At 63.6% G+C, this 24,353-nt stretch carries 24 protein-coding genes, 1 tRNA gene and 1 pseudogene; 18 read left to right on the forward strand and 8 right to left on the reverse strand.

The features are described 5' to 3' along the window. Positions 1–22: 22 nt before the first annotated feature. The gene (locus tag GHK24_RS02460) at positions 23–721 is read right to left on the reverse strand and encodes a hypothetical protein (protein ID WP_153468392.1); all 699 of its coding nucleotides are present in this window, start codon (positions 719–721) and stop codon (positions 23–25) included. A gap of 1,069 nt (positions 722–1,790) precedes the next feature. Between GHK24_RS02460 and GHK24_RS02465 the strand changes: the two genes are divergently transcribed. The 3 genes and pseudogenes from GHK24_RS02465 to GHK24_RS13955 all read left to right on the forward strand — a co-directional run bounded on the left by GHK24_RS02465 (position 1,791) and on the right by GHK24_RS13955 (position 4,036). Continuing rightward, positions 1,791–3,383: a methyl-accepting chemotaxis protein gene (locus GHK24_RS02465; protein WP_228384483.1), complete on the forward strand. Its 1,593-nt coding sequence runs from the start codon at positions 1,791–1,793 to the stop codon at positions 3,381–3,383. Between the two features lie 154 nt (positions 3,384–3,537). Then, positions 3,538–3,627 (forward strand): annotated as a pseudogene (locus tag GHK24_RS13950) (DUF6691 family protein); the annotation flags it as partial. A gap of 82 nt (positions 3,628–3,709) precedes the next feature. Further along, positions 3,710–4,036, forward strand: a complete 327-nt coding sequence (locus GHK24_RS13955) for a DUF6691 family protein (RefSeq protein WP_422917815.1) — start codon at positions 3,710–3,712, stop codon at positions 4,034–4,036. Positions 4,037–4,183: 147 nt separating this feature from the next. Here GHK24_RS13955 and GHK24_RS02470 read toward each other — a convergent pair. Continuing rightward, positions 4,184–4,260, reverse strand: a tRNA-Pro gene (locus GHK24_RS02470). 27 nt (positions 4,261–4,287) lie between these two features. Further along, positions 4,288–5,256 (reverse strand): octaprenyl diphosphate synthase, encoded by a 969-nt coding sequence (ispB, locus tag GHK24_RS02475; RefSeq protein ID WP_167680878.1) that lies wholly within the window; start codon positions 5,254–5,256, stop codon positions 4,288–4,290. Positions 5,257–5,489: 233 nt separating this feature from the next. Here ispB and rplU point away from each other — a divergent pair, with 233 nt between their 5' ends. The 4 genes from rplU (at position 5,490) to proB (ending at position 8,477) form a co-directional block, all read left to right on the forward strand. Next, positions 5,490–5,801 (forward strand): 50S ribosomal protein L21, encoded by a 312-nt coding sequence (gene rplU, locus GHK24_RS02480; protein WP_153468398.1) that lies wholly within the window; start codon positions 5,490–5,492, stop codon positions 5,799–5,801. 31 nt (positions 5,802–5,832) lie between these two features. Further along, complete coding sequence (gene rpmA, locus GHK24_RS02485; RefSeq protein ID WP_153468401.1) at positions 5,833–6,093, forward strand: 50S ribosomal protein L27; 261 nt, start codon at positions 5,833–5,835, stop codon at positions 6,091–6,093. A gap of 102 nt (positions 6,094–6,195) precedes the next feature. Continuing rightward, positions 6,196–7,362: an Obg family GTPase CgtA gene (gene cgtA / locus GHK24_RS02490; protein WP_153468404.1), complete on the forward strand. Its 1,167-nt coding sequence runs from the start codon at positions 6,196–6,198 to the stop codon at positions 7,360–7,362. After that, a complete protein-coding gene (gene proB, locus GHK24_RS02495; protein WP_153468407.1) occupies positions 7,359–8,477 on the forward strand; it encodes a glutamate 5-kinase in 1,119 nt (372 codons plus the stop codon). The genes cgtA and proB overlap by 4 nt, the downstream gene beginning before the upstream one ends. Before the next feature lie 93 nt (positions 8,478–8,570). On the opposite strand, the gene trpC is transcribed toward proB, so the two are convergent. The 3 genes from trpC to GHK24_RS02510 are packed head-to-tail and all read right to left on the reverse strand — an operon-like array spanning position 8,571 to position 10,956. Next, positions 8,571–9,368, reverse strand: a complete 798-nt coding sequence (trpC, locus tag GHK24_RS02500) for an indole-3-glycerol phosphate synthase TrpC (protein WP_153468410.1) — start codon at positions 9,366–9,368, stop codon at positions 8,571–8,573. Beyond that, positions 9,365–10,387, reverse strand: a complete 1,023-nt coding sequence (trpD, locus tag GHK24_RS02505) for an anthranilate phosphoribosyltransferase (RefSeq protein WP_153468413.1) — start codon at positions 10,385–10,387, stop codon at positions 9,365–9,367. Before trpD ends, trpC begins: the two co-directional genes overlap by 4 nt. Beyond that, positions 10,384–10,956, reverse strand: a complete 573-nt coding sequence (locus GHK24_RS02510; protein ID WP_153468416.1) for an aminodeoxychorismate/anthranilate synthase component II — start codon at positions 10,954–10,956, stop codon at positions 10,384–10,386. The genes trpD and GHK24_RS02510 overlap by 4 nt, the downstream gene beginning before the upstream one ends. Before the next feature lie 471 nt (positions 10,957–11,427). On the opposite strand from GHK24_RS02510, the gene GHK24_RS02515 reads away from it, so the two are divergent. Further along, positions 11,428–13,566, forward strand: coding sequence for a TonB-dependent siderophore receptor (locus GHK24_RS02515; RefSeq protein WP_153468419.1), 2,139 nt, complete (start codon positions 11,428–11,430; stop codon positions 13,564–13,566). Positions 13,567–13,572: 6 nt separating this feature from the next. After that, positions 13,573–14,802, forward strand: a complete 1,230-nt coding sequence (locus GHK24_RS02520) for a PepSY-associated TM helix domain-containing protein (RefSeq protein WP_153468422.1) — start codon at positions 13,573–13,575, stop codon at positions 14,800–14,802. 55 nt (positions 14,803–14,857) lie between these two features. Here the strand turns inward: GHK24_RS02520 and ffh are convergent, their stop codons facing one another. Then, complete coding sequence (gene ffh, locus GHK24_RS02525; protein ID WP_153468425.1) at positions 14,858–16,213, reverse strand: signal recognition particle protein; 1,356 nt, start codon at positions 16,211–16,213, stop codon at positions 14,858–14,860. Positions 16,214–16,243: 30 nt separating this feature from the next. Here ffh and GHK24_RS02530 point away from each other — a divergent pair, with 30 nt between their 5' ends. From GHK24_RS02530 to nudB, 9 genes are all read left to right on the forward strand, one after another. After that, a complete protein-coding gene (locus tag GHK24_RS02530) occupies positions 16,244–17,083 on the forward strand; it encodes a cytochrome C assembly family protein (protein ID WP_153468428.1) in 840 nt (279 codons plus the stop codon). A 121-nt stretch (positions 17,084–17,204) separates the two neighbouring features. Next, a complete protein-coding gene (locus GHK24_RS02535) occupies positions 17,205–18,476 on the forward strand; it encodes an HlyC/CorC family transporter (protein WP_340642708.1) in 1,272 nt (423 codons plus the stop codon). Between the two features lie 139 nt (positions 18,477–18,615). After that, positions 18,616–19,476, forward strand: a complete 861-nt coding sequence (locus tag GHK24_RS02540) for a prepilin peptidase (RefSeq protein WP_153468431.1) — start codon at positions 18,616–18,618, stop codon at positions 19,474–19,476. Positions 19,477–19,601: 125 nt separating this feature from the next. Then, entirely contained in the window at positions 19,602–19,871 is a 270-nt protein-coding gene (locus GHK24_RS02545; RefSeq protein WP_153468434.1) for an FmdB family zinc ribbon protein, read from the forward strand. Further along, a complete protein-coding gene (locus tag GHK24_RS02550) occupies positions 19,871–20,512 on the forward strand; it encodes a DUF502 domain-containing protein (protein ID WP_153468437.1) in 642 nt (213 codons plus the stop codon). Before GHK24_RS02545 ends, GHK24_RS02550 begins: the two co-directional genes overlap by 1 nt. 69 nt (positions 20,513–20,581) lie before the next feature. Beyond that, positions 20,582–22,405, forward strand: a complete 1,824-nt coding sequence (gene aspS, locus GHK24_RS02555; RefSeq protein WP_153468440.1) for an aspartate--tRNA ligase — start codon at positions 20,582–20,584, stop codon at positions 22,403–22,405. 47 nt (positions 22,406–22,452) lie between these two features. Beyond that, positions 22,453–22,893 (forward strand): ribonuclease domain-containing protein, encoded by a 441-nt coding sequence (locus tag GHK24_RS02560; protein WP_194286361.1) that lies wholly within the window; start codon positions 22,453–22,455, stop codon positions 22,891–22,893. Beyond that, positions 22,890–23,321, forward strand: a complete 432-nt coding sequence (locus GHK24_RS02565) for a barstar family protein (RefSeq protein ID WP_153468445.1) — start codon at positions 22,890–22,892, stop codon at positions 23,319–23,321. Before GHK24_RS02560 ends, GHK24_RS02565 begins: the two co-directional genes overlap by 4 nt. Continuing rightward, positions 23,318–23,839: a dihydroneopterin triphosphate diphosphatase gene (gene nudB / locus GHK24_RS02570; protein WP_153468448.1), complete on the forward strand. Its 522-nt coding sequence runs from the start codon at positions 23,318–23,320 to the stop codon at positions 23,837–23,839. The genes GHK24_RS02565 and nudB overlap by 4 nt, the downstream gene beginning before the upstream one ends. 30 nt (positions 23,840–23,869) lie before the next feature. Here the strand turns inward: nudB and GHK24_RS02575 are convergent, their stop codons facing one another. Next, on the reverse strand, positions 23,870–24,097 hold the full coding sequence (locus tag GHK24_RS02575) for a cysteine-rich CWC family protein (RefSeq protein WP_209022530.1): 228 nt from the start codon (positions 24,095–24,097) through the stop codon (positions 23,870–23,872). Positions 24,098–24,353 lie beyond the last annotated feature (256 nt).

A 24,353-nucleotide genomic window follows, 5' to 3' on the forward strand; every position in this document is an offset into this window, starting at 1 on the left:
GCGCCCCACACGCTGGCCTTGCTCAGCGCGCCATCGCCGCGAAGGTACGCCCGGCCGCCAAGGCCCAGGAAGCGACCGAATCGGGCAGGAAGAGTGGCCGGGAAGTGCCCGCGCCCGCGCCGGCGTTTGGCGTGGCGGGCACGGCCTCGCCCGCCGCCTCGCGCGCCCCCCGCAGCATGATCTGCGTGGCTTCGAGCGCCTCGATCCACGGTAACAAAACCCGTGCCGAAAGTACCTGCCGCTCATCGACGATGGGCTCCATCGACTCGATGAAAAAGTCGTCCGCCAACTCCGGCGCCTCGAGTTCGACCGTCTGCAAGACCAGCACGGCGGCCGTCACCTCGTCGGTCGGCACGGTGATACTGTCAGGCTTGCAGACAAAGCCGACGGGCATGTCGCTGTCGAGGAGCCCCGCCGGCAGCCAGCCTGCGCGCACGACGCCTTTCGGCAAGGTTTGTGGCGGCATCAGCAGCGCCTCAGGCCGATTGGCCGACGCCAGATGCAACAAGGCCGGCGCCCCCCAGAGAGGCCCGCCCAGCGGACCGCCCATCGCCAAGACCTCGCGCGCCAGTGAAAGCAGCGACGTACGCTCTTCGCCCACCACACCGGCCAGATCGGGCGATAACTGGGGATAACTCGTGCATTCGAGCCAGGAACGCGCCGCCGCGATCGCATCGCAGTAGCGGCCAGCTTTGAGATGGGCAATAACGGGGCGGTGCATGATCCGGAGCCATACGCGCAGGAAAAGACGAAGCGGCGATTTTGCCCTGAGAACGCGACGGCTGGAATCGGAATCCGACGAATCCGACGCCTGAGCGCCCGATGACGAGAAATCGCCCGCTTACACGAACTCTGCGCGCCCGCAGGCCAGACGGGAGAGGGGAACGTCCGATTGGTGCGAAACGAATAGCGCCACACCCCGTCCTCCACCGAAAAACCCAGATCACGCGTCGTCGCGGCAGGGCTGGACGCTCACGGGGTATCAACGCAGAAACGTAAAAAATCAGAGTTTTTTAGAGCACGGGAGCAGAACCGGAGCCGGAATTATTCTTTTTGAATATTTTCAAAAAGATTTCTGGAGCACGTATTTTTGCGGAACATACCCGGACGGGTATTCCTACTCCCCCAGTAGATCACCAGCCGTGTGGTCGACAACTCCCCACAGCGCCACCTCCCAAACTGGGTCTGCGCGGCAGCACAAGATAATTGAACGGCCGTTTCCTGCAGGAACTGCCAATCAACGTTCCAAGATCAGCGCGCTACCCATACTGTTCCTTATCCATTAATGGAGAACCAATGCAGCAGCCCCCATTCTGGAGCCATTCCCCAACAGCAAGGAATCTTATCGCTGCCGCCGTGCAGCACGGGGCTGGTCGTTGACCGTTGATACGCATTGACGACAACCGCGGCGAATTTTACTTGCGCCGAGGCGCGGTCATTCCGTAGGGATGGCGAGTGCCCGCAGAATCTCATTCACCTCTGGCTTGATCTCATACTTCATGGTTTCGTGAGACTCGCCACCAAGGGAAACTGATCTTTTCTTGAAGTTGAGCGGGCGCGTCTCGATGATATAAACAGGCCGATCAGTAAAATTACCGCAGATTTTGCAACGAGCCATTTTTCCCGCCGCAAAATAATTATCTAAGATATTGATTTTAATAACAGAAAATCAAAACAATAATTAAACCCAACAGCGACAAATCACTTGTGTTATTTTATTCAAACCGGATATGCGGTAACGAGGGGAATTTTTCATGTCGGGCCTGATGTCACTGCGGGTATCTACCCGTATGCAATTGCTCGTATTACTGACTCTGAGCGGCTTGCTGGCGCTCTGCTTGGTCGGGCTATTTCAGCTCAAGGGCAGTTTGCTTGAGGATCGCAAGGAGAAAACACAGAACCTGATCGAGGTCGCTCTCGGCGTCCTCGAATACCACCAGCAGTTGGTGAAGGACGGCAAGCTGTCCGAGGACGAGGCGAAGAAAGCGGCGCGCGAGAGCCTGCGCGGCCTTCGCTACAGCGGCAGCGAGTACTATTTCATCCTCGATACCGACTGCAACTACATATTGTTGCCGCCGAAACCGGCGTTCGAGGGCACGAACAAGAAGGACATGAAAGACGCCACCGGCAAGCTGGTGGTGCAGGAAGTCGTCAGCGTCGGTCAGCAGGGCGGCGGTTTCGTCAACTACTGGTTTCCACGTGCCGGACAGGACAAGCCCGAGCCAAAGCTCTCGTATTCGAAGGTATATGCGCCGTGGGGTTGGGTCGTCGGCACGGGTATCTACATTGACGATATCGATGCCGCGTTCCGCCACGCCGCGCTAATCTTTGGCGCCATCTCGCTGGCCTTGCTCGCAGCACTGAGCTTTTTCGGCTGGCGCGTCAGCGCCAGCATCCTGCGTCAGCTCGGTGGTGAGCCACGGACGGCGACGGCGGTGATGGAACGTGTCGCTGAAGGCGATCTGAGCGCCGATGTCGGCTCGCCGCCGCACGGCAGCCTCTTGTACGCGCTCGGCGGCATGGTCGTGGCGCTGCGCAAGCTGGTCACCGAGATCAACACCGACGCCGACCGCGTTGTCCGCAATGCGGCAGAGATCAGTCACGCGTCGACCGAGGTGGCGACCGCCGCCGGCCAGCAGGCCGACGCGACTTCGTCGATGGCGGCGGCAATCGAGCAAATGACCGTCAGTTCGACGCACATCTCGGACAGCGCTCACGACACCGCACAAGATTCGCAGACGGCCATGAACCAGGCTGCCGACGGCGGCGCGCGCGTCGACCAGGCTTCAGCGGCGATTCGCCAGATTTCGTCGACGGTCAGCAGTGCCTCGCAGCGGATTATTGCGCTGCAAGGACGCGCCACGCAGATTTCGTCAATCGCCAACGTGATCAAGGAAATCGCCGCACAGACCAATCTGTTGGCACTCAACGCGGCGATCGAGGCGGCACGCGCCGGCGAGCAGGGGCGCGGTTTCGCGGTCGTTGCCGACGAGGTGCGCAAGCTCGCCGAGCGCACGTCGGAGGCGACGACCGAGATTGAGCAGATGATCGTCGGCATCCAGAGCGACACCAGCGGTGCCGTCGATGCGATGAACGCGGCGCTGCCGGAAGTCGAGCAATGCGTGCAACTGGCGGGTTCGGCGGCCGATTCGCTGCGTGCGATCGAAGACGGTGCCGGACGCACCCTCGAACGCATCCGCGAGATGGCCAATTCGACACGCGAGCAAAGTGCGGCAAGCACTTCGATCGCGCAACGAGTCGAGCAGGTCGCGCAGATGGTCGAGGAAACCAGCTCGACGATCCGAGGCACAGCCGAAACCGCCGCAGAACTTGAGCAGATCGCCGTCAGCTTGCGTTCGCAGATTGGACGCTTCAAGGTTTGAGTAGGCGCGCAAACGGTCGCATCTCCGGGACGGTGGTAGCGCTGTGGGGCCGACGTCCCCCCGTTTTTGGTAGCAGAGGGCTTTAGAGTCCGAGGGTAACTTACCCGATTTCCGGGTGAGTCATTTGGCATAGGCGGCGGGAGCGACTTCGCCGCTGAAGGTATTCGCCTTCCTCGATGCGACCGGTAAATGGGACCCCGCGCTGCCCTTCGTTCTCGGAGGTACCGTGGTTATCGCCGCTATCAGCTTTCACTGGATATTGAAACGCCAGCGACCGGCATTCCATCAGCAGTTCCACCTCAATCCGGCCCCCCGATCTGGCGCGAGTGCAGGGATCGGCGCTGTTCGGCATCGGCTGGGGAATTTACGGCAACTGCCCAGGACCGGCAATCGCCTTGCTCGCGGCACCCGACAATCCCGAAACGACGATTTTCCTGACCGGACTGGCGACCGGAATCTCCTGCATTTTCTCGTCGCGAAGCGAAGAAAAGCGACGGCAAACCCGGTTCGCCTCGAAGCGCGGTTCGCCAAGGTCATATCGTTGTCTCAACCCAGATCGCTGCGCGCTAAAGGGGTTTCGACTTTCTAGCCCACCGGTACAAGGAGAGTGTCCGAGCTACCCGCCATCCTTATCCCCGCCGCCGGGGTGTTGATCTACGCCAACGTCAGCAACCGGTCTCAGCGCAGGTACAGCTCGGTGGTCCTTGTTGAATACGGAGGGGAATACCGATAAGGTATCCGGCAGCAAAGCCTAAAGAAGAAAAAAGCTCTGATTTCTCAGAGCTTTTGACTTGAATAAGTGGTCGGGGTGAGAGGATTCGAACCTCCGACTCCTGCGTCCCGAACGCAGTACTCTACCGGGCTGAGCTACACCCCGACGGAAGAGATTTACTCGGCAGTTGCGTTAATATTTCCGTGCAACTGCAAAGGCTGGCAATTCTAGCAGCGAATCTTTGTATTGGGAAGCCGGTAATGCATCTAATGCACGCGCAGCGAGTTTGGCCTCGTTCTGCGCGGCCTGCTGCGCATACTCCAGCGCGCCCGACGCACGAATTGCCGCGAGCACGGCCGGGAAGTCTTCTCGGCCGCCCTGCTCGATCGCCTTGCGCACACACGCCGCCTGTTCCGGCGTGCCGCGCTGCATCACGTAGATTAGCGGCAGCGTCGGCTTACCCTCGGCCAGATCGTCGCCGAGATGCTTGCCGGTTTCGGCCTCGGCCCCCGAATAGTCGAGGATGTCGTCGACCAGCTGGAAAGCCGTGCCCAAGTGCATGCCGTACGCTGCGAGCCCGCGTTCAATTTCCGGCGATGCGCCACCGAGAATGCCGCCAATTTGCGCAGCAGCCTCGAAGAGCTTCGCCGTCTTGAAGCGGATCACATGGAGATAGCGTTCCTCATCGACATCGCTGTCGTGACAGTTCATCAACTGCAGGACTTCGCCCTCGGCAATGATGTTGGTCGCCGACGAGGTGACACGCATGACGCGCATGTCGCCGATCTCGACCATCATCTGGAAGGCGCGCGAATAGAGGAAGTCCCCCACCAGCACGCTCGCCGCATTGCCGAAGGTCGCATTCGCCGTCTCGCGGCCACGCCGCAATTCGGACTCATCGACCACATCGTCGTGCAACAAGGTGGCGGTATGAATGAACTCTATGACCGCCGCCATCTGGTGGTGGCGTTCGCCGCGATAGCCGAGCGCGCCGGCAGCGAGAAGCACCAGCGCAGGACGCAGGCGTTTGCCGCCCCCCTGCACGATGTACTCGGCGACCTGCCGAACCAGCACGACATCCGAATGGAGTCGGGCACGGATGACGGCATCGACGGCCTGCATATCTGGCCCGATCAGACTGTAGAACTGTTCCAGCTTCACCCGGGTAAATGCCTTGGCGAAAAAACGCCAGATGGTAGGCGCCGCCGCGGCTAGCGTCAAGCTGCGCGCTGCCAAGACACTCTCCACCAAACAGCGGCCCGCCAAGAGCTGGCGCCCCGACCGCACAAAGCCACACAAAAAGCGGGAAAAACGCGGGGAAACCTTTGACGCAGAGGGATAAATCCGTATAATTCACGGTTCGTTTCACCTCGTTTCGTTCTTTGGAGTCCAACATGTACGCGGTCATAAAAACCGGCGGCAAGCAATATCGCGTTGTCGCTGGCGAAAAATTGAAAATAGAACAGATACCGGCAGAAGTTGGCGCAGAAATCACCATCGACCAGATCCTCATGGTAGGAGAAGGCGAGTCGGTGAAGATCGGCGCTCCGTTTGTTGCTGGCGCCTCCGTCAAGGCCACGGTCCTCACGCAGGGCCGCCACGACAAGATCAAGGTCTTCAAGATGCGTCGCCGCAAGCACTATCGGAAGCAACAAGGCCATCGTCAGAACTACACTGAAATCCGCATCGACGGCATTTCGGCGTAAGTGTCGACCTGACTTGAGAGGAATCTGAAAAATGGCACACAAAAAAGCAGGCGGTAGTTCGCGTAACGGCCGCGACTCAGAATCGAAGCGCCTTGGCGTCAAGCGCTACGGCGGTCAACTCGTCGCTGCCGGCAACATCATCGTTCGCCAGCGCGGCACCGAGTTCCACCCGGGTGAAAACGTCGGCATCGGCAAGGACCACACGCTGTTCGCGTTGGTCGAAGGCCGTGTCGAATTCACCATCAAGGGCGAAAAGCGTCGCCGTACGGTTCGTATCGTCCCGGCAGCCTGATCGCCGCGGCACGGATCGACGACGCCATGCGTCGCCGGAAAGCCCTATCCTCGCGATAGGGCTTTTTAGTTTTTAGCTGCAAAAAGCCTCGGAGGGCGTCCAATGAAATTCATCGACGAAGCGAAAATTTTCGTCGCTGCCGGCGACGGCGGCAATGGTATCGCCTCGTTTCGGCGCGAGAAATACGTGCCCATGGGCGGCCCCGATGGCGGCGACGGGGGACGTGGCGGCAGCGTTTACGCGGTCGCCGACCGTAACATCAACACCCTCGTCGAGTACCGCTACACGCGGAAATTCCTCGCCCAGCGCGGCGAAAACGGCGGTTCCGCGGACTGCTATGGGCGCGGTGGCGAGGACATCGTCCTGCGCATGCCGGTCGGCTCGGTGCTCACCGACATCAACAGCAACGAGATCGTCGCCGACCTGGACGTCGACGGCAAACGCGTTCTCATCGCCAAAGGCGGTCGCGGCGGCCTCGGCAACATCCACTTCAAGTCGAGCGTCAATCGCGCGCCGCGTCAATGCACCAAGGGCGAAGCCGGCGAAGAGCGCGAACTGAAGCTCGAGCTGCGTGTCCTCGCCGACGTCGGCCTGCTCGGCTTGCCGAACGCCGGCAAGAGCACCTTCATTCGCTCAGTCTCGGCGGCTCGCCCAAAGGTCGCCGACTACCCCTTCACGACCTTGCACCCGAATCTCGGCGTGGTGCGCGTCGCCGAAAACAAGAGCTTCGTCATTGCCGACGTCCCCGGCCTGATCGAAGGCGCCGCCGATGGCGCGGGCTTGGGCGTGCGCTTTCTCAAGCATCTGGCGCGCACCCGCGTGCTGCTGCACATCATCGACCTGGCGCCACCCGACCCGGACGCCGATCCGGCGCGTGACGCTCGCGCCATCGTCGGCGAGCTCGAAAAGTACAGTCCGGAACTCGCGGCACGTCCGCGCTGGCTGGTGCTCAACAAGCTCGACCTGATCCCGGAAGACGAACGCGAGGCACGCATCACTGCCTTCCGCGAGGCCTACGGCCCCGCCGATGCGTGCTTCTGCATCAGCGCCATCAACGGTGAAGGCTGCCGGCCACTCATCTTCGCCGTGCAGGACGCGCTGGAAAAGCTGGCGCCCCCCGTTCCCAACGCACCGCCCGTCGCCCCTGCCTTCGCGGACGAGGGCGGCGAGCCGGGCCACGACGGCTCGCCGCACGCGGCGCTGGAGGAGGAAAATGCCGCAGACGAAAGCAACGACGAGGACGCCCATCACGCGGAGCCGCGCGCATGAGTCAGCCGCTTGCCGACGCCCGCCGTCTGGTCGTCAAAGTAGGTTCAGCACTCGTCACCAATAACGGCGCGGGCCTTGACCTCAAGGCCATCGGCGAATGGGCGCGGCAAATCGCCACCCTGCGCGCCATCGGGCGCGACGTCGTACTCGTCTCCTCCGGCGCCATTGCCTGCGGCATGCAGCGTCTGGGCTGGACGCGTCGCCCCTCCGGCGTACACGAACTCCAGGCAGCAGCAGCCGTCGGCCAGATGGGACTGGCGCAGGTCTACGAAAGCGCCTTCGTTGCGCACGGGTTGCAAACGGCGCAAGTGCTGCTGACGCATGAAGACCTCGCCGACCGCAAGCGTTACCTCAACGCACGCTCAACGCTGACGACCCTGCTGGGTCTGGGCGTGGTGCCGATCATCAACGAGAACGACACGGTCGTTACCGATGAAATCAAGTTCGGCGACAACGACACCCTCGGTGCCCTCGTCGCCAATCTGGTCGAAGCGGACGCGCTGATCATCCTCACCGACCAGCGCGGCCTGTATACCGCCGACCCGCGCAAAGACCCCGACGCGACGCTGATCGAGACGACCCGTGCAGGCGATCCAGTGCTGGAAAGTATGGCCGGCGGCGCCGGCACGCAATACGGCAAAGGCGGCATGATCACCAAGGTGCTGGCGGCAAAACGCGCGGCCCGCAGTGGCGCCCACACCGTCATTGCCAGCGGACGCGAAGCCGACGTGCTGCCGCGTCTGGCCCGTGGCGACGGTGTCGGCACCCTGCTCATCGCCGACACGCAGCCGCTGACGGCGCGCAAACAGTGGCTCGCCGATCACCTGCAGTTGGCGGGAACACTGCATCTGGATGCAGGTGCGGTCGATGCGCTGCACTCCGGCCGCAGCCTGCTGCCGGTGGGCGTCTGCGACATCGAAGGCGATTTCGAACGCGGCGCCGTCGTTGCCTGCGTCACACCTGAGCGCCGCGAAATCGCGCGCGGCTTGGTGAACTACAGCAGCGGCGAAGCACGCCGTATCGCCCGTCACGCCAGCCAGGACATCGCCACCGTGCTCGGCTACGAACACGAGCCCGAGTTGATCCACCGCGACAACCTGATTCTGCTCGAGTAGAAAGCGCGCCCGTCGCTTACCGGACGGGCGCCGCGCAGAAGACCCGACTTCCGGTCTTCCCTCGGCCTTTCCCCTGACTTCCCGCTCTCTTCGTTAGCCGAAGAGAGCGGCGAGCGCTTCGCCCGGCTCGGGCGCACGCATGAAGGCCTCGCCGACGAGGAAAGCATTCACTGACTGATCGCGCAGACGGCGCACGTCGTCCTTAGCAAGAATGCCGCTCTCGCTGACGACGATCCGCTCCGGCGGGATGCGCGGCAGAAGATCCAGCGTGGTCTGCACATCGACGACGAAGCTGCGCAGATTGCGATTGTTGATGCCCATCAGGGGCGTCTCGAGACGCAAGGCGACCTCCAGCTCGGCCGCGTCATGCACCTCGACCAGAACGCCCATACCGAGACTGTGCGCCAAGGCTTCCATGTCGCGCATGGCCGAGAGATCGAGCGCCGCCGCAATCAGCAGAACGGCATCCGCCCCCATCGCCCGCGCTTCATAGACCTGATACGCGTCAACGAGGAAATCCTTGCGCAACACCGGCAGCGCGCAGGCCGCCCGTGCCGCTTGCAAGTAGGCAGGAGCGCCCTGGAAGAAGGGCTGATCGGTGAGCACCGACAAGCAGGCCGCGCCGTACCGTTCATACGAACGGGCGATCTCCGCGGGCCGAAAATCCGCACGCAACACCCCCTTCGACGGACTCGCCTTCTTGACCTCGGCAATGACGGCCGCCTGCCCGACATCGACGCGCTGGCGAATCGCGGCGACGAAACCGCGCGCCGGCGCTTCGCGCGCCAGACTTTCCGCTTCGTCGCGCAGGGCGTGGAGGGGCTTGGCACTGCGGGCAGCGGCAACTTCTTCGTGCTTGACGGCGAGGATGCGCTTGAGGATATCGCTCATGCCGCCCGCCGCGTGTAGGCCACGAAGTCGTCGAGCTTTTGCCGCGCAGCGCCGCTGGCGATCTGCTCGAAGGCAAGGCTCACGCCATCGGCAAGCGTCGGCGAAACGCCGGCAACGTAGAGGCTGGCTCCGGCGTTGAGGGCAACGATGTCACGCGCCGCGCCCGGCTGATTCGCCAATGCGCCCAGGAGCACCGACTTCGACTCCTCGACGCTGGCAACCCGCAGTACGCGCGGATCGTGCACGGCGAGATTGAACTGTTCCGGATGCACGACGTACTCGGTCACGCGACCATCGCGCAACTCGCCGACGCAGGTTTCACCGGAGATCGAAATCTCGTCGAGGCATTCGCGGCCAAAGACGACCAACGCACGCGCGCTGCCCAGCCGCTGCAACACGCGTACCTGAATACCGACGAGGTCTTCGTGAAAGACGCCCAGCACCTGATTGGGCGCGCAGGCCGGATTGGTCAGCGGGCCGAGGATGTTGAAAATCGTCCGCACGCCCAGTTCGCGGCGCACCGCGCCGGCGTGCCGCATGGCGCTATGGTGATTGGGGGCGAACATGAAGCCGACGCCAACCGCTTCCAGACACTCGGCGACGCGCTCCGGCGACAGTTCGATATTCGCGCCGAGGGCTTCGAGCACGTCGGCACTGCCCGACGACGACGATACCGAGCGGCCGCCGTGCTTGGCGATACGGGCACCACCAGCGGCAGCAACGAACATCGCCGCCGTGGAGATGTTGAAGGTATGCGCACCGTCACCGCCGGTACCGCAGGTGTCGACGACGCGCGAGGTATCGGCGAGCGGCACCTTGGTCGACAACTCACGCATCACCTCGGCCGCCGCCGCGATTTCGCCGATGGTTTCCTTCTTCACCCGCAGACCGGAAATGATCGCCGCGATCATCACCGGCGACAGTTCGCCACCCATGATCTGCCGCATCAGCGACACCATTTCGTCATGGAATATCTCGCGATGCTCGATGACCCGCGTCAACGCGTCCTGCGGCTTCATGCAGCGTGCTCCTCAAGGAAGTTTTTCAGAAGATCGTGGCCGCGCTCCGAGAGGATCGACTCCGGGTGAAACTGCACGCCCTCGACCGCCAGCGTCTTGTGGCGCAGGCCCATGATTTCGCCGTCGTCCGTCCACGCGGAGATTTCCAGACACTCCGGCAAGGACTCGCGCTCGACGGCCAGCGAGTGGTAACGCGTACAGGACAGAGGATTCGGCAAACCACGAAACACGCCGCTATTCGTATGCTGCACCGGCGACACCTTGCCGTGCATCAGCTTTTGCGCGTGCACCACGCGCCCGCCAAAGGCTTCGCCAATCGCCTGATGCCCCAGACACACGCCAAGGATCGGAATCTTGCCGGCGAATTCGCGAATCGCCGCCAGCGACACCCCCGCCTGCGTCGGCGTGCCGGGCCCCGGCGAAATCACCAGATACTGAGGCGCCGCCGCCGCGATACCAGCAAGGCTGATGGCGTCATTGCGCACCACCTGCACGTCCTGCCCCAACTCGCCGAAATACTGGACGATGTTGTAGGTGAAGGAGTCGTAGTTGTCGATCATCAGCAGCATGGTGCGACCTTCCTCTTGTTCTATGGAGCCGGCGTACCCGTAAACCGGGCATAAAGACCCGCACGCGACACCCGAAGCGAATACACGAAAGGCGTCATTGTCGCCCAGATCAGCGTCGCTAGAAACCCTCGCCCTGACACACGCCGGCGCTCGGCAGCTCCCAACTTCACGCCCGCCCCTGCCTCCATGCCCAGTCGCATGTACCACACGCCTTGCCAATCCGGCAGTCTCATGCCGGATGGAAGCCCCTGCGCGAGCGATTTGACAGCAGGAAGCGCGCCCCTATAATGCGAACCACTCTCAAAAACAAGCACCCTTCCGCCGCCCTACGGCACCATAGAAGAGCCCACTTCGCGAGAGTGCCGACGCTCCTTGGCGTCGGATCGCTATCCCGCTTCGCACCACGCACTGCCTGCCAGCCACCGACGGAACTCCCGAGGAAGCCAGCCCCCGGCATCACTTGGAGTTTCCATGCACTTCCCGACCCCACTGCCGTCGGCACTGCGCCGTCGTCCGCTCGCCCTCGCCCTGGCCGCGTTCTGCGCCTCTCCGGCCTTTGCCGCCGATCCCGTAACGACCGAGGAACGCGTACTCAGCGCGGTGACCGTCACCGACAGCGCGGACGCCAGCGACAGCACCGAACGTTCCGGCCTCTACACCACGCGCAAAAGCAGTTCCGCCACCGGGCTCGCCCTCTCGTTGCGCGAAACACCGCAAACGGTGTCGGTCGTTTCGCGCAGCCAGATGAACGACTTCCGTCTCGACAGCGTTAACGAGGTGCTCGCCGCCTCGTCCGGCATTACCGTCGAAAAGGTCGAAACCGACCGCACCTACTACACGGCGCGCGGCTTTGACATCACCAATTTCCTCGTCGACGGCATCGGCCAGCCCTTTGCCTACGGCAACGTCAATGGCGATATCGATACGGCGCTCTATGACCGCATCGAAGCCGTCTACGGCGCGAACGGGCTGACCTCGGCTACCGGCAACCCGTCGGCAACGGTCAATTTCGTCCGCAAGCGGCCGACGGCGGACTTTGCCGCCTCGGCAGGACTCAGCGCCGGATCCTGGGGCAAAACGCGCGTCGATGCCGAGGTATCGGGCAAACTCATCGACTCCGGGCGGATTCGCGGACGCTTCGTCTTTGCACGCGAAGACGCCGACTCCTATCTCGACCGTTACTCGCGCGACAAAACGGTTTTTTCCGGCATCGTCGAAGCCGACCTGAACGAATCGACCGTCCTCACCCTCGGCCACCAGCAGCAGCGCAACAACAACCACAGCCCGCTGTGGGGCGCCCTGCCGATGCTCTACAGCAACGGCCATCCGACGCACTACGACAGCTCGACCAGCACTTCCGCCAACTGGGCATACTGGAACTCCCGCAGCGCCAGCACGTTTGTCGAACTCGCCCACGAGATCAACGCGGACTGGAGCGCCAAGGCGACGCTGACGCGCAGCCAATACGACAACAACGGCGCCCTGTTCTACGTCTACGGCACCCCGGACGCGAGTACCGGCCTTGGCCTCGCCGCCTACCCCTCGCTCTACGACATGAAAAACCGCCAGACGCAGGCCGACGTCTCCGCTCAAGGGCGCTTCTCGCTCGGTGGCCGCCAGCACGAACTCACCTTCGGCGCCAACAGCTCCGAGTCCGTGCTCGACGACGTATCGCACTACGGGCGCGGCATCGGCACGCCGCTACCGCCGCTGCAAAACTGGGACGGCAACTACCCGATGCCGTCGTTTGACGCCTCGGTCAACGGCAGCCACTTCGTCTTCCGGCAAAAGAGCGCCTATGCCGCCACCCGTCTTGCGCTGAACGACGATCTCAAGCTGATCGTCGGCGCCCGCTCGACGCACGCGGAAAGTAACGGCACCTCCTACGGCGTCGCGCGCGAAAGCAGCGCCAGCAAAGTCACCCCCTACACCGGCCTGCTCTACGACCTCACCGCCAACTTGAGCGTCTACGCGAGCCATACAGCCATCTTCACGCCGCAATACCAGCCCGACGCCTCGGGCAACCCGCTCCAGCCGGTGGTCGGGCGCAGCCGAGAAATCGGCCTGAAAGGCGAATTCCTCGACAAGAAGCTGAACGCCTCGCTCGCTTTCTTCAAGACCGAACAGCACAACATCGCCGAGCAAGCCGGCACGATCGGTCCGCTCACCGTCTATCGCGGCATTGAGGCGAACTCGCAGGGCATCCAGCTCGACGCCTCGGGACAACTCACCTCGCGCCTGCAAATGAGTTTCGGCTACACGCAACTGGCGATGGACGATGGCGCCGGCCATGACGTGCGGACTTACGTGCCGCGCCGCCTGTTGCGTACCGCACTGACCTATCGCGTGCCGGGCATCGAAGCGTTGAAAGTGGGCGGCAGTCTCAACTGGCAGAGCGACACCTACCGCAACACGAGCCTCGGCGAAATCCGGCAAAAGGCCTACGCCGTGCTCAACCTGATGGCGCGTTACGACATCGACAAGAAGTGGAGCGTCAGCGCCAATCTCAACAATGTCACCAACGAGAAGTACATCGCCAGCCTCTACTGGGATCAGGCCTACTACGCCGCCCCTCGCAACGCCAGCATCGCGCTGAACTGGCGCTACTAGCCCGCCATGCGGCAAGGTCTCGTCGTCCTGCATCGCTATTGCGGTCTCGCCTGCGCGCTATTCCTGACGGTCGCCGGTCTGACCGGCGCCATCATCGCCTGGGATCACGAAATCGACGCCTGGCTCAACCCGCAGTTTTTCCAAGCGGCGAAGAGCGACGCGACCTTGCCGCCCCTGCTACTGGCGGAACGGCTGGAAGCCGCCGAACCGCGCCTGCGCGTACGCTACCTGCCCCTTACCCTCGAAGCGGGGGAAGCCCTTCAGCTATTCGTCGAGCCCCGCACGAGTGGCGCAGGAAGCGGGAGCGGCGCCACTTTTGACTACAACCAGGTCGCCATCGACCCGGCGACCGGCGATGTGCAGGCGCGACGCGAATGGGGCAAGCCCACGCTCGAGCGCGAAAACCTGCTGCCCTTTCTCTACAAGCTGCATTACAGCCTGCATCTTCCCGACGCCTTCGGGCTGTCACTCGGCACGCTGTTCATGGGCGGCATCGCCATCGTCTGGTGCTTCGATACGCTACTGGCGCTGTGGATATCCTTTCCCAGCCGACGCAACTGGCGCCAGTCGTTCGCCTTCCGCTGGCGCGCCGGCGGCTATCGCCGGCAGTTCGATCTGCACCGCTCCGGCGGCGTCTGGCTATTCCCGCTGCTCATCACCCTTGCCGTCACCTCGGTGTCGATGAATCTGCGCGACGAAGTCATGCGCCCGCTGGTCAGCTGGTTTTCACCGCTGACACCGGCGCCAGCCTCCCTGCGCGTGCCCCCCGCAATCACCGACGAGCCACACCGCGACATCGGCATGCGCGCCGTCCTCGACATCGCCCGCCGTGAAGCCTTGGCGCGCGGCATCACCGCCCCCGCCGGCGGCATCTATCACGACCAGCAGCAGAACGTGTACGGCGTCGGCTTCTTCGCCGCCGGCGCCAGCCACGGCGATGGCGGCCTAGGCAATCCCTGGCTGAGCTTCGACGCGGCCAGCGGCCAGTTTCTCGGAGCGGACATTCCCGGCACAGGCACGCCGGGCGACATTTTCATGCAGGCGATGTTTCCCCTGCACTCAGGCCGAATCGCCGGCGTGCCCGGCCGCGCTCTGATCTCGGCGAGCGGCCTATTGATCGCCGGCCTGTGCCTGACCGGCCTCGTCATCTGGGCAAAAAAACGGCGCGCCCGCCACCTCTCCGGTCGCGAACGCGCTTCTCTGGTACGCCCCCTCGGCAAGCCGCGTGGTGTCTAGCAAGGGAAAGCCACCGCGGCGGCCCCAGCAAATCCGGGCCACCGCCCCGTCGCGCTTAGCGCATGCCGGGCATCATGCCTTTCATGCTGCGCATCATCTTGCCGATGCCGCCACGCGAAAACTGCTTCATCATCTTGCGCGTCTGCTCAAACTGCGTGAGTAGGCGGTTAACCTCCTGCACCTGCACACCGGCGCCGGCGGCAATGCGGCGCTTGCGCGAGGCCTTGATGAGATCGGGATGCGCGCGCTCCAGCGGCGTCATCGAATTGATGATGCCCTCGATGCGCGCCACCGCCTTGTCCGGCGCACCGGCGGGCATTTGCCCGGCCGCCTTGGCAAACTGCGCCGGCAGCTTGTCGATCATCGCCGTCAAGCCGCCCATCTGGCGCATCTGCGCCACCTGATCGCGGAAGTCAGAGAGATCGAAGTCCTTGCCGGACTTGAGCTTCTTGGCCAGCTGAACGGCTTTTTCCTGATCAACGCCCTTCTGCGCCTCTTCGATCAGCGACAGCACGTCGCCCATGCCGAGAATGCGCGACGCCATGCGTTCCGGATGGAAGGGTTCCAGGCCGCTGAGCTTTTCGCCGACGCCGGCGAACTTGATCGGCCGCCCCGTCACATGCCGCACCGACAGCGCCGCGCCACCGCGCGAATCGCCATCGAGCTTGGTCAGCACGACGCCGGTCAGCGGCAGCGCCTCGTTGAAGGCACGCGCGGTATTGACCGCGTCCTGACCGAGCATGGCGTCGACGACGAACAGCGTCTCAATCGGTTTCAGAGCCGCGTGCAGTTCGGCGATCTCGCGCATCATCGCCTCGTCGACGGCCAGACGACCGGCGGTATCGACGAGCAGCACTTCGTAATAGTGACGCTTGGCCCAGTCGAGCGCAGCACGGGCAATATCGAGCGGCGTGTCGCTGACCGAGGAGGGGAAGAAATCGACGCCCGCCTGCCCGGCGACGGTCTGCAACTGGGCGATAGCGGCGGGACGATAAACGTCGCACGACACGACCAGCACCTTCTTCTTCTGCGTTTCGCGCAGCAGCTTGGCCAGCTTGCCGACGGTGGTCGTCTTGCCGGCGCCCTGCAAGCCCGCCATCAGGACAATGGCCGGTGGCTGCGAGGCGAGATTCAAGCCTTCGTGCGCAGCGCCCATCAGGCGCGTCAACTCGGCGTGCACGACGCCAATCAGCGCCTGTCCCGGTGTCAGGGAACCGACCACCTCCTCGCCAACGGCCTTCTCGCGCACGGCGGCGATGAACTCCTTGACCACCGGCAGGGCAACATCCGCCTCCAGCAACGCCAACCGAACTTCGCGCAAAGCGTCGGCAATATTGTCTTCGGTGAGGCGTGCCTCGCCGCGTAGCGTTTTGACGACGCGACCGAGACGCTGTGTGAGGTTGTCGAGCATTTGGCTTCCGGCTTGGTGTAAACTTGAGCGATGAGCGACATTCTACTGCAACTTCCGTACCCCATCGTCGCGGCGCTCCTTTACGCCGTGCTGGGTTATCACTTCTGGAACACGCGCTGGCGGGAAACAGACAAGCCGCTGATCGCCCTCCCCATGCAACCGTGGGAACGTGGCGCCATCCTGGCGGTACTGCTCGTGCATGGCACCGGCCTCTACGTCGAGGTCTTCGGCACTGGCGGCATGCGTTTCTCCTTCAGCCTCGCACTCTCGCTGATGCTCTGGCTGGCGGTCCTGATTCACTGGCTGGAGAGCTTCCACGCGCGCATGGACGGTCTGCAACCCATGGTACTGCCGCTCGCCGCCGTCTGCGCCTTCCTGCCAGCAGTCTTCCCCGAGGTGCGCGAACTGGCGCACGCTCAGGCGCTCGGCTTCAAGCTGCACTTCCTCGCAGCGATGCTGGCGTACAGCCTCTTCACGCTCTCTGCCCTGCACGCGCTTTTCATCGGTTTTGCCGAACGCAAGCTGCATCGCCGCTCGACGACGCGCGGACTCGGCAGCCTGCCGCCGATCCTCACCATGGAAGCGATGCTCTTCCACATGATCGGCGTCGGCTTCGTCCTGTTGACGGTCGCCTTGGGCAGCGGCGTGTTCTTCTCCGAAGAGATTTTCGGCCGTGCGCTCGCCTTCGACCACAAGACGCTGTTCGGCTTCGCCTCCTGGGGCATCTTCGCGGCGCTGCTCGTCGGTCGTACCTTCTACGGCTGGCGCGGTCGTCTTGCCTTGCGCTGGACGGTCATCGGCTTCGTCATGCTGCTGCTCGCCTACGTCGGCAGCCGCTTTGTCGCCGACGTCATTCTCGGACAAAGCTAAAACCCCCACAGCGTCTGGACTGTGCACGCGGCTTGACAAGCGTCAACGGCCGTCGCGATACTCCAGACGCTGAATTTCCGGCACGTCCACCTCGACGGCCCGCCCAGGCCCCACGCCCTCCGTGCAAGACGAATTTCCGCTGTCGGTACAATTTGCCGCACTTGGCGTCCTGCTGATCCTTTCCGGCTTCTTCTCGATGTCGGAGACGGCGATGATGGCGGCCAACCGCTATCGTCTGCGCCATCTGGCCCAACAAGGCAATCGCGGTGCCGCGCAAGCCTTGCGACTGCTGGCCGATCTCGACCGTCTGCTGGGCGTCATCCTGCTTGGCAACAACCTCATCAACGCCGCCTCGGCCACACTCGTCAGCGTCATCACGATCAGCCTGTTCGGCGATGAAAAATGGGTGCTCGGCTTCAGCACGCTGGCCGTCACCTTCGCCATTCTGGTCGTCTCCGAAATCTCGCCGAAAGTCATCGGGGCCCGCTACGCCGACCGTCTGGCCATCGTCGTCGGCTACGTCCTGGCACCCATGCTGCGACTGGCCTACCCGGTCGTGTGGTTCGTCAATCTCTTCGTGCGCGCCCTGCTGGCGATGATGCGCCTGCCGGCGACGACCAACGAAGAAGCCAACCGTCTGACGACCGGCGAACTGCGCACCCTCGTCCTGGAATCGGGAAACCTCATCCCGCCCAAGCACAAAAGCCTGCTCGTCAATCTGTTTGAGCTTGAAGAGACGACCGTCGAAGACGTCATGACGCCGCGCGCCTCGATCGAAGCGATTGACCTCGATGCCCCGTGGGAAGAAGTCACCGCGCGTCTGGCGACGAGCTACCACACCCGTCTGGCGGTCTATCGCGGCGAACCGGACAACATCGTCGGCATCATTCACCTGCGCCGCCTGATCGGCCTGATGCACCGTGACGAACTGAACTCACAAACGCTCGCCGAGCACGTGCAAACCCCGTATTTCATCCCGGCCGGCACGCCGGTCGTTGCGCAGTTGCAGTTTTTCCAGGACAACCGGCGCCGCGCCGGGCTCGTCGTCGACGAATACGGCGAAGTCCTCGGCCTCGTCACCATGGAAGACATCGTCGAGGAAATCATTGGCGAATTCACGACAGCGCTGCCCGGTTCGACCGCCTCGCTCGCCTGGGGCGCCGACAACAGCGTGCTGGTCGAAGGCCGCCGCCCCTTGCGGGAACTCAACCGCAAGCTGGGTCTCGCATTGCCGCTCGACGGCCCGAAAACGCTCAACGGCCTGATCGTCGAGTATTTCCGCGACATACCGGAAGCCGGCATCGGCCTGAAGATTGCCGGCGTCGCCATTGAAATCGTCCAGACCGAAGACCGCAGCATCCGCGTGGCGCGCATTTTCCGGCCCAAAACCTGAGGCCGTGCGCGCCTTTACAAGCCTGCACGGCGCCGGCATGATCGCCCCCCGCGCCTTCAGGCGCGCGCGCCGCCCCTTCCGACTGACCAACATCCCCGCAGAAACGGCACCGCCGACTCGCCGCTGAGCGGGCACCGACATGATCACGGAACTCTTCCTCTTCGCCGACCCGACCCTCTTCGCCGCTGCCTGCGCGCTGCTCGGCCTGCTCGTCGGCAGCTTTCTCAATGTCGTCATCCACCGTCTGCCCCTGATGATGGAAAACGAGTGGCGGCAGCAATGCCACGAACTGAGCGGCGCCCCCGTGGCCGCCGTGAAACCGTTCAATCTGGCGACACCGCGCTCGCGCTGCCCGCACTGCGGACACACTCTGAGCGCCCGCGAGAACATCCCCATCCTGAGCTGGCTCGTGCTGCGCGGACGCTGCGCCGCCTGCGCCACGCCCATCCCGCTGCGCTACCCGCTGATCGAAGCAGCGAGCGGCGTCCTGTCGCTGCTGGCGGCGCTGCATTTCGGCCCAGGCATGCACGCCATGGCCGCCCTGGTGCTGATCTGGGCACTCATCGCGCTGGCCATGATCGACCTCGACACGCAGCTTCTGCCGGACGCCATCACCCTGCCATTGCTGTGGGCCGGATTGCTGTTCAACCTCAACGACACCTTCGTCTCCCTGCATTCGGCCGTGATCGGCGCGGCGGCTGGCTATCTGTCGCTGTGGTGCGTGTATTGGGCCTTCCGCCTGGCGACCGGCAAGGAAGGCATGGGCTACGGCGATTTCAAGCTGCTCGCCGCGCTGGGAGCATGGTTTGGCTGGATGATGCTACCCCTCATCGTTCTACTCTCCTCGGCGGTGGGCGCCGTCGTCGGCATCACGCTGATCCTCTTTGCCCGGCACCGCCGCGAGACACCGATCCCCTTTGGCCCCTATCTGGCCGCCGCAGGATTGATCGCGCTGTTCGGTGGCACGCAGCTGACACAGCTGTGGCTGACGCTTCTGTAGCAAAAAACCACCGCTGCCCTTGTAAAAACACCGTTCCGCCGCCACATGCCTAGGCACTCGCCCGCTGCGGCGGCTCAGACCCACGTTCCCATTCAGGTATAATTTTCCCCATTAGGAGGATAACGATGCCGATTTACCCTTATCGCTGCGAATCTTGCGGTTTCGAGAAGGACCATCTGCAAAAACTCAGTGATCCGCAGATTTCCGTCTGCCCGGAATGCGGCAGCCATTCCTACGCGCGGCAGCTGACCGCCGCTGGCTTCCAGCTCAAAGGCGGCGGCTGGTATGAAACCGACTTCAAGGGCGGCGGCTCCTCATCCGCCAGCAAGCCCGCCAAAGAAAGCCTGCCGCCCTGCGCCGGCGGAACGGGCGCCTGTGGGTGCGCCAACAACTGATGAAACGCTATTTCATTACCGGCCTGTTGATCTGGGTACCTCTGGCCATCACGGCCTGGGTGCTGTCGCTGATCGTCAGCACCATGGACCAGTCACTGCGACTGTTGCCGGAGTCTGTACATCCGCACTCGCTGGTCGGTTTTGATATTCCGGGTGCCGGCGCCCTGCTGACGCTTGCCGTCATCCTTCTCACCGGGCTTGTCACGGCCAATATCGTCGGACAAAAACTGGTGCGCTGGTGGGAGCTCCTGCTGGCACGCATCCCGGTGGTCAATTCGGTCTATAACAGCGTCAAGCAGGTTTCCGACACGCTGTTTTCATCGAATGGGCAAGCGTTTCGCAAGGCGCTGTTGGTCCAGTACCCGCGTGCCGGTTCGTGGACCATCGCCTTTCTGACGGGGCACCCCGGCGGTGATGTCGCCAATCACCTGACCGGGGATTGGGTCAGCGTTTATGTTCCCACCACGCCGAACCCGACCTCCGGCTTCTTCCTGATGATGCCCTCGGAAGATGTCATCGAACTCGACATGAGCGTCGACGAGGCACTCAAATACATCATTTCGATGGGCGTTGTCGCACCGCCTTCACCGCGTCTGCGCAAGAAAAACGCCCGTACGGCCATCGCCGATCCTGCGGCCTGATTCCTTCCAGGCCAACTCCTTAACGACTCCGACGCCCGCCAGGGCGTCCAACGCTAGCGCTATCACATCATGAGAACTCATTACTGCGGGCAACTCAATTCCGGACTCATCGGCCAGGAGGTCACCCTCTGTGGCTGGGTGCATCGCCGGCGCGACCACGGCGGGGTTGTCTTCCTCGACCTGCGCGACCGCGAAGGTCTGGCGCAGATCGTCTGCGACCCGGACCGTCCCGAGATGTTCGCCATCGCCGAGTCGTTGCGTAACGAGTTCTGCCTGAAAATCACCGGCCGCGTCCGCGCCCGCCCGGCAGGTACGCAAAACACCAATCTCGCCTCCGGCGAAATCGAAGTGCTGTGCCACGACATCGACGTGCTTAACGCCTCGGTGACGCCGCCCTTCCAGCTCGACGAAGAGAATCTCTCCGAAAACGTCCGCCTGACCAATCGCGTCATCGACCTGCGCCGCCCGCAGATGCAGAAGAACCTGCAACTGCGCTACAAGGTGGCGCGCGCCTTCCGCCGTTTCCTCGACGACGCTGGCTTCATCGACATCGAAACGCCGATGCTGACGAAGAGCACGCCGGAAGGCGCGCGCGACTATCTGGTCCCGTCGCGCGTGCATCCGGGACAGTTTTTCGCGCTGCCGCAATCGCCGCAACTGTTCAAGCAGCTGTTGATGGTCGCCGGCTTCGACCGCTACTACCAGATCGTCAAGTGCTTCCGCGACGAAGATTTGCGCGCCGACCGCCAGCCGGAGTTCACCCAGGTCGATATGGAAACCTCGTTCATGAGCGAGGACGAAATCACCGCGCTGATGGAAAAGCTGATCCGCCGCGTCTTCAAGGAAGCGATCGACGCCGACCTGCCCGATCCCTTCCCGCGCATGACCTACGCCGAAGCCATGCAGCGCTTTGGCTCGGACAAGCCCGATCTGCGCGTCACGCTCGAGCTGACCGAGGTGACCGATCTGGTGCGTGACGTGTCGTTCAAGGTCTTCGCCGGCGTCGCCAACAGCGAAGGCGGCCGCGTTGCCGCGCTGCGCATTCCCGGCGGCGCGACGCTGACGCGTGGCGAAATCGACGAATACACCAAGTTCGTCGCCATCTACGGCGCACGTGGCTTGGCCTACATCAAGGTCAACGACGCCAGCCAGCCGAACGAGACCGGCCTGCAGTCGCCGATCGTCAAGAACCTGCACGAAGCCGCCTTGCGCGGCATCCTCGAACGCACTGGCGCCGTTTCCGGCGACCTGATCTTTTTCGGTGCCGACAAAGCGAAGGTGGTCAACGACGCGCTCGGCGCCCTGCGCGTCAAGCTCGGCCACGAAAAGGGCTTCGTTAACGGCAAGGCCTGGGAGCCGCTGTGGGTCGTCGACTTCCCGATGTTCGACTACGACGAGGACGCCAAGCGCTGGGTCGCCTGCCACCACCCCTTCACCAGCCCGAAGGACGAGCACCTCGACCTGCTGACGAGCGATCCGGGCAAGTGCCTGGCCAAGGCCTACGACCTCGCGTTGAACGGCTGGGAGCTCGGCGGCGGCTCGGTGCGGATCCACCGCGCCGACGTGCAGGAGAAGGTGTTCGCCGCACTCGGCATCGGCGAGGAAGAAGCGCAGGCCAAGTTCGGCTTCCTGCTCGACGCGCTCAAGTACGGCGCGCCGCCACACGGTGGTCTCGCTTTCGGCCTCGACCGCATCGTCACCATGATGACCGGCGCCGAATCGATCCGCGACGTGATCGCCTTCCCGAAGACGCAGCGTGCGCAATGCCTGCTCACCGACGCGCCCTCGGGCGTCGACGAGAAGCAACTGCGCGAACTGCACATCCGCCTGCGCCAGAAGCTCGAGACACAGGTCGATGTGGCGAGCGAACCGGCGACGTCGCAAGGCGCCTGAACGCGCTGACACCACTGCAGCCACTCACTCGCCCCAACGCCCCGCCCGTGCCGTTCGCCTCTTTCCTCCGATTCGGCCAGCACGTGCGGGCGCTGTTGCTACTGGCGCTGGCCGCGTGTGTCTTCGGCTTTCCGGCGCAGGCGCGTGACAGTTTCAACGAACGCGCGTTTTTCGCCCCCCCCACCAGCGGCATCGGCACGGTGGCAGTGGCCGACCTGCCGCCGGAAGCCCGCGAAACGCTGCGCCTGATCCGGCGCGGCGGCCCTTTCCCCTTCGTGCGCAAAGACGGCAGCGTGTTCGGCAATTTTGAACACCGACTGCCCGCACAAGCGCGTGGCTACTATCGCGAGTTCACCGTCCCCACCCCCGGCGCCCGCGACCGGGGCGCCCGTCGCATCATCGCCGGCGGCGAACCGCAAGCGGCTCCTGGCGGCGAGTTCTACTACAGCGACGACCATTACCGCACTTTCCGCCGGATTCGCGAATGAGCGAACTGCCCTATTTTCGCGCCGCGCTCGCCCGTCCAGGCATTGCCGGCCTGCGCCGTCTGCCCGCTGCCGAATGGCCGACGCTGGCGGCCGCCGCCGAAGCGCTTGGCTTGGCCTGCGTCACCGTTGATCTCAGTGACTGCGACAACGCTACTGCGGCCTTGCGCGAACTCGGCAAGGCGCTCACCTTCCCCGACTGGTACGGTGCCAACTTCGACGCCCTGAGTGACTGTCTCGGCGACTTTGCCGACGAACCGGCGCGTGGCGCCGTTCTTTTGCTGCACGGCGACACGCGGCTGCGCACGGGCGATGCCGACGGTGCCGCGACCTTGCTGGAAGTCTTCGCTGCCGTCGCCGAAGCTCGCCAAAACAGCCTCGCCCCCCTGTGGATTTTCGTTCCGGCAGGCGACCTGCCCGACTTCCCATGAGCGACGTCAGCGCAGCACCGCGCTGGAAGCGGCCGGTCTCCGTCCTCGTCGTGATCCACACGCCGGATTTACAGGTCTTGCTGCTCGAACGCGCGAGCCATCCCGGCTACTGGCAATCGGTCACCGGCAGCCAGGAAGAAGGCGAAAGCCTCGCCGAAACAGCCAGGCGCGAAGTCGGCGAAGAAACAGGAATTGTCGTCGCGGCAAACAGTACCGCCATCGCTGACAGCGCTAGCGACACCGGTAGCTGCTACCTGCTCGACTGGCAGCAAAGCTCACGCTTCGAGATTTTCGCCGAATGGCGTCACCGCTACGCGCCAGGCGTGACGCACAACGAGGAACACGTCTACTCCCTCGAAATACCTGCGCCCTGCCCGGTCACGCTCGCCCCCGGCGAACATCTCGCCTACCGCTGGCTACCCTGGCAGGCCGCCGCCGCCGAGTGCTTCTCCTGGAGCAATCGCGACGCCATCCTCGCCCTGCCTGAACGCCTGCGCCGCACAACACCGGGTCGTTAAACGCCCCGGGCTGCGGGCTTGTCGGGAGACTCAGGCACTCGCCGCAAGGCGCGCATCGAGGCATTGCGGGCAGTAACAGGCGGCTTCCTCCGCCGTCGGCACGGCGACGCCGGGCGGCTTGTCCATGCACCAGCAGCGCGCGGCACCTTCGGCGAGACCGCAGCCGAACTCGCGGCCACAGGCCATGCAACGGTTGGTTTTGACGGCAGCGCCGGCATTGCCGGCAGCGCTTCCCACGACGGGTGTTGCCTCAACCATGATGGACTCCTCTCGATGCGTGCGATGAAGACGATGGCAGCCACGCTGCCGAATCACGCGGCACACCACCGCACAGACCCGGCGAACGGCGTACCCGCATGGCACATTGTGCCTGAAAGTAACATCGTCCACGCAGCAGACCGCCATGCACGGGGAGCGTTCCGCCAGCGCCGCCTCCCAGCCGACTCCCGCGGCCGTTTCTTTGCCTCGCCGCTGTCCGTCGCCGCTTTCCATCACTATTCGCCGCCGGGTAGAA

Source organism: Rhodocyclus gracilis (genome assembly GCF_009617575.1).
GTDB classification, from domain to species: domain Bacteria; phylum Pseudomonadota; class Gammaproteobacteria; order Burkholderiales; family Rhodocyclaceae; genus Rhodocyclus; species Rhodocyclus gracilis.

Excerpts from the sequence above, each read along its gene's own strand:
- trpC (WP_153468410.1), bottom strand. The coding sequence starts at position 9,368 with ATGAGCGATATCCTCAAGCGCATCCTCGCCGTCAAGCACGAAGAAGTT.
- aspS (WP_153468440.1), top strand. The coding sequence starts at position 20,582 with ATGAGAACTCATTACTGCGGGCAACTCAATTCCGGACTCATCGGCCAG.
- cgtA (WP_153468404.1), top strand. The coding sequence starts at position 6,196 with ATGAAATTCATCGACGAAGCGAAAATTTTCGTCGCTGCCGGCGACGGC.
- GHK24_RS02565 (WP_153468445.1), top strand. The coding sequence starts at position 22,890 with ATGAGCGAACTGCCCTATTTTCGCGCCGCGCTCGCCCGTCCAGGCATT.
- trpD (WP_153468413.1), bottom strand. The coding sequence starts at position 10,387 with ATGAAGCCGCAGGACGCGTTGACGCGGGTCATCGAGCATCGCGAGATA.
- GHK24_RS02540 (WP_153468431.1), top strand. The coding sequence starts at position 18,616 with ATGATCACGGAACTCTTCCTCTTCGCCGACCCGACCCTCTTCGCCGCT.
- nudB (WP_153468448.1), top strand. The coding sequence starts at position 23,318 with ATGAGCGACGTCAGCGCAGCACCGCGCTGGAAGCGGCCGGTCTCCGTC.
- GHK24_RS02465 (WP_228384483.1), top strand. The coding sequence starts at position 1,791 with ATGCAATTGCTCGTATTACTGACTCTGAGCGGCTTGCTGGCGCTCTGC.
- GHK24_RS02510 (WP_153468416.1), bottom strand. The coding sequence starts at position 10,956 with ATGCTGCTGATGATCGACAACTACGACTCCTTCACCTACAACATCGTC.
- rpmA (WP_153468401.1), top strand. The coding sequence starts at position 5,833 with ATGGCACACAAAAAAGCAGGCGGTAGTTCGCGTAACGGCCGCGACTCA.
- rplU (WP_153468398.1), top strand. The coding sequence starts at position 5,490 with ATGTACGCGGTCATAAAAACCGGCGGCAAGCAATATCGCGTTGTCGCT.
- GHK24_RS02460 (WP_153468392.1), bottom strand. The coding sequence starts at position 721 with ATGCACCGCCCCGTTATTGCCCATCTCAAAGCTGGCCGCTACTGCGAT.
- proB (WP_153468407.1), top strand. The coding sequence starts at position 7,359 with ATGAGTCAGCCGCTTGCCGACGCCCGCCGTCTGGTCGTCAAAGTAGGT.
- GHK24_RS02520 (WP_153468422.1), top strand. The coding sequence starts at position 13,573 with ATGCGGCAAGGTCTCGTCGTCCTGCATCGCTATTGCGGTCTCGCCTGC.
- ffh (WP_153468425.1), bottom strand. The coding sequence starts at position 16,213 with ATGCTCGACAACCTCACACAGCGTCTCGGTCGCGTCGTCAAAACGCTA.
- GHK24_RS02545 (WP_153468434.1), top strand. The coding sequence starts at position 19,602 with ATGCCGATTTACCCTTATCGCTGCGAATCTTGCGGTTTCGAGAAGGAC.
- GHK24_RS02515 (WP_153468419.1), top strand. The coding sequence starts at position 11,428 with ATGCACTTCCCGACCCCACTGCCGTCGGCACTGCGCCGTCGTCCGCTC.
- GHK24_RS02530 (WP_153468428.1), top strand. The coding sequence starts at position 16,244 with ATGAGCGACATTCTACTGCAACTTCCGTACCCCATCGTCGCGGCGCTC.
- GHK24_RS02575 (WP_209022530.1), bottom strand. The coding sequence starts at position 24,097 with ATGGTTGAGGCAACACCCGTCGTGGGAAGCGCTGCCGGCAATGCCGGC.
- GHK24_RS02550 (WP_153468437.1), top strand. The coding sequence starts at position 19,871 with ATGAAACGCTATTTCATTACCGGCCTGTTGATCTGGGTACCTCTGGCC.